Raw genomic sequence first — 10721 nt, forward strand, 5'->3', positions numbered from 1 at the left:
AAAGAATTACTAGGGGAACCAGTGTTGCTGGTTGAGAGTTATCCGTAAGATAAAAACCCTTTGAACCTGATCTGGTTAATGCCAGCGTAGGAAACGGACATTCTTTACATACATATGTATTTAAAGCGTTCAGGTTCTTTTGACTTGAACTTTTTTTCGTTTATAAAACGTTGCCGGTACTTGTTGAAACCGCCGTCAACACCTACTACATAAGCAAAAAACTACATAGGTTCCTAGACTTTTTTTCTAAACACAGGAGGCAGTATTTATGAAGAAAATCTTATTGCTGATTGCTGCAGTTCTGCTTATCGCAGGCTGTAGTAATACTAAGGAAGAAAACAAGGAACAAAGCGATGGCAAAAAGCAAAAGATTACAGTCGTTCTTGACTGGACAGCAAATACGAACCACACAGGATTGTATGTAGCAAAGGAAAAAGGATATTTTGACGAAGAAGGACTTGATGTAGATATCATTACACCTGGTGAAGCTGGGGCGGATTCGTTAGTTGCCTCTGGAAAAGCTGACTTTGGCGTAAGCTATCAGGAAGGAATTACCCAAGCAAGAGTCCAAGGTGTGCCCATTGTATCCATTGCGGCAATTATCCAGCACAACACGTCAGGGTTTGCCTCACCTGTAGACAAAAACATTAAATCACCTAAAGATTTCGTTGGCAAAACATACGGTGGCTGGGGTTCAGAAGTAGAGTCCTCTGTTATCTCTTCATTAATGAAGCAAGAAAAAACAGATATTAAAGATGTCGATATTATTAATATCGGTGATGCAGACTATTTCACGGCAATGAAGCAAAACATTGATTTCGCCTGGATATATTATGGCTGGACAGGTGTAGAAGCTGAATTACGTGGAGAAAAAATTAACATGATTTACTTGACTGATTACAGTGATAAGCTTGATTACTACACACCTGTTCTATCTACAAATGAAAAAATGATTGCAGACAAGCCTGAAACTGTTAAATCCTTCTTGAAAGCAGCATCACAAGGTTATGAATACGCAATCGATAATCCAGATGATGCAGCTTCCATCCTCCTAAAAAATGCACCAGATTTGGATGAAGAGCTTGTGAAGAAAAGCCAAGAATGGCTTGCAGCTAAATATCAGGATGATGCACCTCGCTGGGGAGAGCAAAAGCTGTCCGTTTGGGAAAACTATGCCGGCTGGATGTATGACAACAACCTTCTTGAGAAGAAGCTTGAAGCAGATAAAGCATTTACAAATGAATTCTTACCTGATGGAGGAGATAAATAATGGCAAACGCATTGATTAGTGTACAAATCATTCCAAAAACAAAAAACGGGGAAAATGTCATTCCATATGTGGATGAAGCAATTAAAATTATTGAAGAATCAGGTGTTAAATTCGAAGTCCACCCATTGGAGACAACAATGGAGGGAGATATGGAAGAACTGTTTCACGTTATCAGCTTAATGAATAAAAAGATGATAGAAATCGGGTCCAGCAATGTTATCACTCAAATTAAGGTTCTTTATCAGCCTACGGGAATAGAGATGGAAGATTTAACGGGGAAATATCGTTAATGAATACATTTATCGCAAAAACCTGGAGACCAGTTCTGGTTCTCCTTCTTTTATTTTGTTTATGGGAAGCAGCTGTACGCTACTTTGAGATTGAAGACTGGCTCCTGCCTTCTCCGTCGGCCATTTTCCATGAAGCAGTATTAAGCTGGGATACCTTTTCTATTCATGCATTCGCAACTGCAAAGCTGTCAGTTACAGGTTTTTTAATTGGCAGTGCCGTCGGGCTGATAATCGCTATTATATTGCATCGTATCGTTTTCTTTAGAGAGTCTGTTTATCCGCTTTTGATTTTGTCGCAAAACATCCCGACAATTGTGCTTGCTCCACTGCTTGTTGTGTGGTTTGGCTTTGGTATCTTGCCGAAGCTGATTGTGATTACACTAGTTTGCTTTTTTCCGATTACCGTAGCTTGTCTGGATGGTTTTAGGCAAACATCACCTGAGCTTAAGCATTTTATGCAAATGTCTGGCAGCACAAAACGGCAGGTTTTCTGGAAGCTGGAATGGCCTTATGCCCTTCCTTCTATTTTCTCAGGCTTAAAAATTTCTGCCACTTATAGTGTTATGGGCGCAGTCATCTCAGAATGGCTTGGATCTAAAGAAGGCATCGGGGTTTATATGACAATGGCCTCACGCTCGTTTAGAACAGACCGTGTTTTTGTTGCGATATTTGCCATCATGATGCTAAGCCTGCTCTTCTTTATTGTCATTAAATTGCTTGAAAAATGGTGCATTCGTGGTAGCAAGGAGGAGAAATAATTGGGTACATTGGAATTGAAAAATGTAAGTATGTCATATGATACAAAAAGGGTGCTAGAACAACTGAATATGACTATTCATGATGGGGAGTTTATTTCTATATTAGGACCCTCTGGAAGCGGAAAAAGCACCATTTTCCATCTGATCGGCGGAATGCTAACACCTGATGAAGGAGCTATCTACTTGAATAACAAGGAAATCACGGGGAAAAAGGGCCATATTAGCTATATGCCACAAGCACCTTCTTTATTTCCTTGGAGGACAGTCCTGGAAAATGTATTGCTTATCCAAGAAATCAACGGCAAAAAAGACAAACAGCTGGCACTTGATATGCTCAAAAAAGCAGGACTAGCTGATTATGCGTACGCCTATCCCGATGATTTATCAGGTGGAATGAAGCAGCGTGTTTCCTTTGTGCGGGCGTTGATGAGTCCAATGCCCCTGCTTTGCTTGGATGAACCATTCGGTGCACTTGATGAACTAACTAGACTGGACATGCAAAAATGGCTTCTGTCCTTGTGGAGTTTGGATAAAAGAACGGTCCTTTTCATTACGCATAATATTGAGGAAGCACTATATTTATCAGACCGAATCTATATACTGCCCTCTAATCCAAACGACTCACTTATGGAAGTAACTGTACCATTCCCAAGACCTAGAGCAGATGACCTTTGGCTAAACGAGGAGTTCCTTGAGTGGAAAAAAGACATATACTATAAGCTTAAGCCTTCAGGAATGACAGCAAAATGAATAAAATAATTGATGCTCATATCCATCTCGATCAGTATACAGACAAAGCAATTCGAAAAATGCAATCAGATGATACAATTGAACATATTATCACTGTCTCAATGGATAAAGCCTCCTCAATCCGTAATTTGCAGTTAAGCAGAACTTTCTCATCCGTTCACACTGCATTCGGCTTCCATCCTGAGCAACCAATCCGTGGGGAAAGCTATTTTGCAGACTTATTCGATTGGATTAGAAACCACCAAACGGAAATGATTGCCATCGGAGAGGTTGGACTGCCGCATTATGAGCGGCTCAAGGATCCGAAAAGTTATCCGCTAGAGCCATATTTGGAAATACTCGAGCAATTTATTTTGCTCGCAAAGGAGCTCCAAAAACCAATCGTTTTACATTGTATATATGAGGAAGCTCCTCTTGCCTTAGACCTGTTGGAAAAGCACAGCTATATGGCCGCCCAGTTTCATTGGTTTAAAGGCAGCAATTCAACATTGGAACGGATGATGAGTAACGGTTGCTATTTATCATTTACACCAGATATTCATTACGAACACGATATTCAATTAATCGCAAGGAACTATCCGCTTCATCGCATAATGGCAGAAACGGATGGCCCTTGGCCCTTTGAAGGACTATTTCGAAATATGGAAACAACGCCAGCAATGATTCATCAATCGATTGAAAAAATAGCACAATTAAAAGAAATTACAACAGCTCAAAGCTATAAGCAAGTTTTAGTAAATACAAAAACCTTCTTCGCTTTATAGCAATACGAAAAAACTCCAGCTCAAATACTGGAGTTTTTTGTTATTCTTCTTGTTTACTGCTTTTAATGAGCTCCATTCCCTCAGTCAATATCTCCAGGAAAAAGCGGACTTCCTCTGTTTCATCCAGCACCCGAAGCTCTTCGGCAATCCACTCAAGGTTTATGTAAAGTAGCTGTCTTCCGACTCCACGAGATTCCAAAACATCACTTAGCCAAATAATATAATCACGGAAAACCTTTTTATTTTGAAGAGAATACGCTGTTTCCATATACTGAAAATGGTAGTTTATATCTTCTTTTGTTCGTTTCTTTCCATTCTCTCCAAACCTCTCCAAATCAGGATACTGTTCATAGAAGCTCGCAAATAACTTTTCAACAATCTTTTCTTTTTCCCATAAATTCATACTCAGTGCTCCTGCCTTTCTAGCATTTCCTATTAACTGACTCTACTTTTATAGTATAATTTATGTAATATCTTAACGACAATTGCCACAGCGCTGATAAAAGCCGCTAGAACAGATTAAAACGATCGGACGTGAAAGAAAATTGACTCACTTCGTTTCAGCTAAGGAGTTTGCCTTAGCCCTATTAGAAGGCAATATACAAAAAAGCATGGCAATCATTCAAGAATTAGATTATCAAGGCTATCATACCGCTTTCATATACGACGAATTAATTACCCCTGCAATGAAATATATAGGAGAACTTTGGCAGAGAAATGAAATTAGTGTCGCTGAGGAACATTTGGCAACAGGTATATGTGAAGTTATCTTATCTCATTACATGTTGAATATACAGCAGGCTGATACCCAGGAAAAGAAGGTATTATTATTTTGTCTTGAAGGGGAGCATCATACAATCGGCTTAAAAATGTGTGCTTCTACCTTTCAGGAGAATGGCTGGGAAGTTAAAAACCTTGGACCCAACCTTCCACTCGAGCATGCAGTTTATATGGCCCGAAAATGGAAGCCTGATGTTATTGGCATGTCTCTTTCCATGTCCTTTTCCATTCCAACACTCCGTCCGTATATCGAAGAGCTTGAGAGACTCGCTCCAAAACCTGCAATCATTGTTGGAAGTAGACTCATTCAAGAATATGATTTGCAGCAGTACTGCAGTCCTTCTACTATTTTTATCTCTGAACAATCGGAATTAAAGTCTTGGCTACAAAAATATAATAACACAAATAGCTTGATTCATTCTGTAAGGAGTGATAATTTCTGATGTTAGATTTATCCGTCATACCAGTACCATTTTTTCAGATTGACAGCAGCTATTTCATTCTAGCAAGATCAGAAGCAAGCAACAAAATGTTTGCTTCTGCAGATAATTTTCTTGAGCTTATTGATAAAGAAAGCCTTGATAAAACCATTACCTTCTTGAAGGAAATGCAAGGAACGAAGTCCATCGAAGTAAACATGAAAACATCTCCAAAAGGGTTGGCCATCTTTAACATCCAGTATACTTACGATTCAAGTAATGAGCTTTTTTATGTATTGTGCCACTGTATCGATCACCAGTATACCAATATTTCCTTTGAATTGAATCAATTAAGAGACTCCTTGCTGCATCTGCAGTCAGGACAAGACATTAAAACAATGTCGACTACTATGACCCGAGATGAGAAAAGCCTTGATAAATTAAATAATATTGAAACAAGAAAAAAGCTCGATAAAATAAAAAGATCTACCTCAACGGTTATTGACCTGCTCGGTATTACTTCTCCACTCATTATAGAAGGAGGAAAAGGAGAGTATCTCGAAATGCTCTATGACGAGCTCTATGAAATTAAAACAATAGTTGATCAAATGAAAAAAACCCTTTAATTAAAGGGGTTTTTTCATTAACTAATAGGAAATCTCATCTCAACTGTTGTGCCAACACCTACTTCACTTAAGAAAGTCAGTGTACCTTTATGGTTATCAATGATTTTTTGACTAATCATTAATCCTAAGCCAGTTCCTTTTTCCTTTGTTGTATAGAATGGCTCTCCCATTTTTTCCAGCTGATCCTTTGGGATTCCCTTACCTTGGTCTATTACTTTCACAAGCAGGTATCCACCTGTTTCCATATGAGCAGAAATATTAATACTACCTTCTGATTCCATCGCTTCCATTGCGTTTTTTATCATATTGATGAACAACTGCTTCAGCTCTTTTTCATTGCAATAAACAGTCGGTAGATTTCCTGCATATTCTAATTGAAGATTGATATTTTTCAAGATTGCCTGTGTATTAAGAAGAACGTTGACATCCTCTAATATTCTTTCTACCTGCATTTCTTTAAATGCAACTGCTTGTGGTCTTGCCAATACTAGAAATTCACTGATAATAAGCTCTAACCTGTTAAATTCAGAGAACATAACCTCTGTATATTCCTTATTATAAGTATTACTCTGCATCATCAGCTGCAGAAATCCTTTTAAGGAGGTGAGCGGATTACGAATTTCATGAGCAATTCCTGCTGCAAGCTGACCAACAGCAGATAACATTTCTGATTTTTTTAGCATCGCTTCAGACTTCTTGTTTTCCGTTATATCCTCTGATGTCCGCAGGAGGTTGACAAGCTTTCCTGTTGAGTCCTTGATTACACGGAAGCTGACATATTCCCATCTTTCAATGCCATCATCCAGTCGGTACAAAATATTTCCTTCCCAATCCTTGCCTTCCTTAAGAGTATTCCAGATATTTTGGAATTCTTCTGCATTTAAATATTGCTCATACACATCTAGTATATGAAGTCCTGTGCAATCCAAATCCTGCTTGATTTGTTGCTTAAACCGTTCATTTGTATAATTAATCCTGCCTTCATTATCTGTAATGATTATACTTGTTGGACTTTTCTCAATCACACTAGAAGTAAGCGTAAGTTTCTGATTATAGGTTTTAATTTCCGTTATATCGGTAAAAGTAATAACGACACCATCAACTATATTGTCACTCGTGCGATAAGGCATTGCCCTCATGCCATACCAGTTGCCATCATAGCTGCGGATTTCTCTTTCAACCTTTGCAGACGTTTTAAGCACTTCCCTCGCATCCTCGAGAAGTGACCCGTACTCCAAATTATGAGAGATATGGAAAAGCGGACGGCCAATATCCATATCAAGCACATTAACAATTTTTTGAACCTCTGGCGTAAACAGCTTGATTTTAAAGCCTTTATCCAAAAAGATTGTGCCAATATTAGTGTTGATCAACAGATTGTCCAAATCATTCGTTAAATCAGTCAGTTCTGTAATCTTATTTTCGTACTCGTTATTAACATTTATTAATTCCTCGTTAACAGACTGAAGCTCTTCATTTGTGGATTGCAGCTCTTCATTTGAAGCAATTAATTCCTCATTAGTGGACTGGAGCTCCTCATTGGATGTTTCTAACTCCTCAATTGTTGTCTGCAGATTTTGTTGGGTATAAAACAATTCCTGCTCTAAATCAACAACTCTTTCACTTATCGTACTGTCATGGTCAAAATATATCGGGGTACTAAGAACTCCTTTTCTGTTATCATCTTCTTCCTCCTGAAACAAAATGATAGAAAGAGCATCCTTATCCAAAAATCTTCGTATAGTTAAATCAAAGTATTTTTCCTCTTTATCAATAACCAACAGGATATTTTTGTATGTTATTTCCTCTTCATTTTCCTTAAGCTTCTTTAAGCCTGTTCCAATAATAACAGAAAGATGTGCTGGCACCATTTTAAAAATGCTGTAATTTGTCTCTCCAATTGGAACAGATAAGAAACGATTGGCTTTTTTTGATGTTAGGACAACTTCATTCTGCTCATTAAGAATAATACAAGGATTGATAAAATCATTAACAAGCTTTTGATAAAGCAAGTCTACCTTTCTTCCTGGCATTGCATCAAATAAGGTTGCTGGTGCATGAACATCTGAATGGGAAATTTCCTTCGCCTTGTGTTTTGAGTGGATAGCAGGCTCCTTTAAATCCCATTTATCATTTTGCTTGTTCCTGAAAATTTTCCACTTTGAGTGAATTGGCTCGAAAAGCCCTGAAAGCTTGCCGATTGTTTCACTTGAACCTAAGAACAAGATTCCATTTTCAATAAGGGAAAAATGGAAAAGGGATAGAATTTTCTGCTGCAATTCAGGCTGGAAGTATATCATCATATTGCGGCAGCTAATCATATCAATGTTTACAAACGGTGAGTCTTTAGAGATATTGTGAGGAGCAAACACAATTTTTTTTCTGATAGATTTTTTCACTTGATATTTATCCCCAGCCGGTTCAAAATATCTTTCTTTCATATATGTGGGAACTTCACTTAACAGCTCGCTCTCATATAGTCCTTGACTTGCTATTTTAATAGAATCTTTATCTACATCAGTTGCAAAAATCCGAAAATCAATGGACTCATCTAATGATTCCATGTATTGATCAAGTAGAATCGCTAATGTGTAAGCTTCTTGCCCTGTAGAGCAGCCAACCGTCCACACCCTAACCTCTTCTTCGCCATTTTCCAGCTTATTTCTGACAATATCCGGTATCAGCTTCTCAATTTCCTTAAAGGCCTCAGGGTCCCGAAAGAATTGGGTTACTCCTATTAGTAAGTCCTTATGCAACAAATCAATTTCCTCTGGGAACTTGAACAAGTAATCCCTATATGCATCTAATGAAAGCATAGGCTCCTTAATTACCTTCATCCTTCTCTCAATCCTGCGCAGAACACTGCTTTTTTTATAGAAGGAAAAGTTAATACCTGTTCTTTTCAGCAAAATATTAAAAATATGCTTAAGTGACTCATCACTATATTTCAAACTTGATGGGTCTGTTATCGTCTGCATAATAATCGGGATGTCAGAAGGCGCCTCGATATAATCAGCAACACCAGAAGCAATAACACTTTTAGGCATATTATGGAATTTAGCTGTATCCTCCTCTTGAACGAATACAATTCCACCATTTTCTTTAATAATGCGAACTCCTTCTGTCCCATCTGTTCCATTACCGGAAAATATAATGCTGATTGCCTTATGTTTTTTATCCTGTGCTAAAGATTTAAGGAATGTATCGATTGGAAAGTTATAATGCTTGTCCTTCTCATACTCTTCTAACTGGAATACACCTTCTGTAATCGTCAAAAATTGATTAGGAGGATTTAAATAAATTGTGTTTGGGACCAAATGCATTCCCTTTGCCGCCCGCAAAATATTCATATTTGTTTTTTTGGCAAGCAATTCAGGCATAAAGCTCTTATACTTTGATGAAAGATGCTGTACAATGACAAACACCATACCAGTATTAGAAGGCATGTTTGCGAAAAATTGCTCAATTGCTTCCAATCCACCAGCTGATGCACCAATTCCGACGACATAAAAGTCATTCATCAGTTCAGTTTGCTCAGATGAATGGGTAGAGATGTTTTCAGTCATAATTTCCCCCGATTCTTTTATAGAGTATATGTATGTATTTTAATATGTAAGTTAATTAGTAAGTTATATCCCTATTATGTATAAAAATGTCTCCACCCTAATCTTATTGTAATCTATAGAGGCAAATGAAAATAGGTTATTTGCTATATATTTATAGTATTTTTTCATTTTTTCTACTAATATTTTATAATGTTCACCAACACTCTTTTTCCCCCTCTAAATTCATAAAAAAACTTTTTTAGTATTCTTTACCCGTGTTTTTTAACGGTTAAACATCTTTTTGTTAGTTTTTTCTCTTTTTTTTAATTTTTTTCGTAAAGTCAAAAAAAGCCTGATTCCATAGGAAGAATCAGGCTTTTTCTATTTTAGCTTACCATTTGAAGCAAGCTGCACCAACAATAATCAAAAGAATGAATAAAACTACGATTAAAGCAAAACCTCCGCCGTAACCAGTTCCGCAAGAATAACCATAACTAGGATAACCACAACCACCATATCCGTACATATAGTGTTCCTCCTTCTATATATTTAGTTTTTATCTCTTAGTAACCGCCGTAGCCCCAAGAAGCACCAATGATAACTAATAAGATGAACAATACTACTAATAAAGCGAAACCTCCGCCGTATCCAACTTCACCCATAATTAACTCCTCCTTTTTTAAATTCTATATATCCTATTCAAATAACCCATAATGTGCGATAGTTAAATGCACATTTTTTAGGTTTTTGACTAGTACAAGCAGAATTCAAAAAACAAACTTATTTATTAGAAAAGGGAAGCAGGATAATATTCGTTGATTGGAGTGGTGAAAAGCTTTCACGCATTGTTCAATGTATTCAATCAACAAAAAAAAGGCCTCTTTATAGAAAAGAGAACCCTTTTGTTTTGTTATTCTGTTTTTTTCAAAGGTATAAGCTCGAAGATTTCCTTTGATTCAAGGCTGTCTACAAATCTGTTAAGCCAATCATAGTAATCAAGAGCATTTTTTAATTTATTAATATCACTATTTGCCAATTCTTTAAGCTCTTCCTCAACATCATCCCGATTAACAAGGCTGTTTAATTCTACAAGTGACTTTTTCATTTCCAAAACATTTTCAGATATAGCAGATCTCCACTTTATCGCAAAAAAGTCAATAAAATTCTGGTACCAGTCGCTTTCAGCTTTGTATAAATCCTTTCTTACCCCTTTTTTCCAAACTTTATCGACCATCTTCAATTCCAATAAAATTCTGACAGAGGTGCTCATACTCGTTTTGCTCATCCCAAGCTCTTCCTTCATTTCATCGAGTGTCATAGGATTTTCCTGGAACATCAGCATCCCATATAAGCGCCCAATTGAATCTGTCACACCATACAAGTCCATATTCTGTGCAACAACATCTATTACTCTTTCCCTTGCCCTTTCCAGCTGTTCTTTACCTTCCATGCTATATTCACATCCAATTTAATCATTCATTATATAGAAGTAAAACGGAGATTTTGATGTTTATTATCA

The 10721-nt window shown here is 37.2% G+C and carries 12 protein-coding genes and 1 riboswitch; of the genes, 7 read left to right on the top strand and 5 right to left on the bottom strand.

The features are described 5' to 3' along the window. Position 1 precedes the first annotated feature (1 nt). A riboswitch (TPP riboswitch) is annotated at positions 2 to 110 on the top strand. Between the two features lie 158 nt (positions 111 to 268). From NQZ71_RS15875 to NQZ71_RS15895, 5 genes are read left to right on the top strand one after another with little or no spacing between them, the layout of a single operon-like run. After that, positions 269 to 1270, top strand: coding sequence for an ABC transporter substrate-binding protein (locus NQZ71_RS15875; RefSeq protein WP_144452277.1), 1002 nt, complete (start codon positions 269 to 271; stop codon positions 1268 to 1270). Then, a complete protein-coding gene (locus tag NQZ71_RS15880) occupies positions 1270 to 1560 on the top strand; it encodes a thiamine-binding protein (RefSeq protein WP_127735096.1) in 291 nt (96 codons plus the stop codon). The genes NQZ71_RS15875 and NQZ71_RS15880 overlap by 1 nt, the downstream gene beginning before the upstream one ends. Next, the gene (locus NQZ71_RS15885) at positions 1560 to 2318 is read left to right on the top strand and encodes an ABC transporter permease (protein WP_144452275.1); all 759 of its coding nucleotides are present in this window, start codon (positions 1560 to 1562) and stop codon (positions 2316 to 2318) included. The genes NQZ71_RS15880 and NQZ71_RS15885 overlap by 1 nt, the downstream gene beginning before the upstream one ends. Then, positions 2319 to 3068, top strand: a complete 750-nt coding sequence (locus tag NQZ71_RS15890; RefSeq protein WP_260054193.1) for an ABC transporter ATP-binding protein — start codon at positions 2319 to 2321, stop codon at positions 3066 to 3068. Then, entirely contained in the window at positions 3065 to 3832 is a 768-nt protein-coding gene (locus NQZ71_RS15895) for a TatD family hydrolase (protein WP_317010963.1), read from the top strand. Before NQZ71_RS15890 ends, NQZ71_RS15895 begins: the two co-directional genes overlap by 4 nt. A gap of 40 nt (positions 3833 to 3872) precedes the next feature. On the opposite strand, the gene NQZ71_RS15900 is transcribed toward NQZ71_RS15895, so the two are convergent. Continuing rightward, positions 3873 to 4235: a hypothetical protein gene (locus NQZ71_RS15900; RefSeq protein WP_317010964.1), complete on the bottom strand. Its 363-nt coding sequence runs from the start codon at positions 4233 to 4235 to the stop codon at positions 3873 to 3875. Positions 4236 to 4377: 142 nt separating this feature from the next. Between NQZ71_RS15900 and NQZ71_RS15905 the strand changes: the two genes are divergently transcribed. Continuing rightward, positions 4378 to 5055, top strand: a complete 678-nt coding sequence (locus NQZ71_RS15905) for a cobalamin B12-binding domain-containing protein (RefSeq protein WP_317010965.1) — start codon at positions 4378 to 4380, stop codon at positions 5053 to 5055. After that, complete coding sequence (locus NQZ71_RS15910; RefSeq protein WP_317010966.1) at positions 5055 to 5657, top strand: hypothetical protein; 603 nt, start codon at positions 5055 to 5057, stop codon at positions 5655 to 5657. The genes NQZ71_RS15905 and NQZ71_RS15910 overlap by 1 nt, the downstream gene beginning before the upstream one ends. Positions 5658 to 5674: 17 nt before the next feature. Here the strand turns inward: NQZ71_RS15910 and NQZ71_RS15915 are convergent, their stop codons facing one another. The 4 genes from NQZ71_RS15915 to NQZ71_RS15930 form a co-directional block, all read right to left on the bottom strand. After that, the gene (locus NQZ71_RS15915) at positions 5675 to 9223 is read right to left on the bottom strand and encodes a CheR family methyltransferase (protein WP_317010967.1); all 3549 of its coding nucleotides are present in this window, start codon (positions 9221 to 9223) and stop codon (positions 5675 to 5677) included. A 370-nt stretch (positions 9224 to 9593) separates the two neighbouring features. Continuing rightward, positions 9594 to 9728 carry a YjcZ family sporulation protein gene (locus NQZ71_RS15920; protein WP_127735117.1) on the bottom strand — a complete coding sequence of 45 codons (135 nt, stop codon included), beginning with the start codon at positions 9726 to 9728 and terminating at the stop codon, positions 9594 to 9596. Between the two features lie 37 nt (positions 9729 to 9765). Beyond that, on the bottom strand, positions 9766 to 9864 hold the full coding sequence (locus NQZ71_RS15925) for a YjcZ family sporulation protein (RefSeq protein ID WP_127735120.1): 99 nt from the start codon (positions 9862 to 9864) through the stop codon (positions 9766 to 9768). A 248-nt stretch (positions 9865 to 10112) separates the two neighbouring features. Further along, entirely contained in the window at positions 10113 to 10652 is a 540-nt protein-coding gene (locus NQZ71_RS15930) for a GbsR/MarR family transcriptional regulator (protein ID WP_317010968.1), read from the bottom strand. Between the last annotated feature and the right edge of the window lie 69 nt (positions 10653 to 10721).

This window comes from Niallia taxi (assembly GCF_032818155.1).
Classification (GTDB): domain Bacteria; phylum Bacillota; class Bacilli; order Bacillales; family Cytobacillaceae; genus Niallia; species Niallia taxi_A.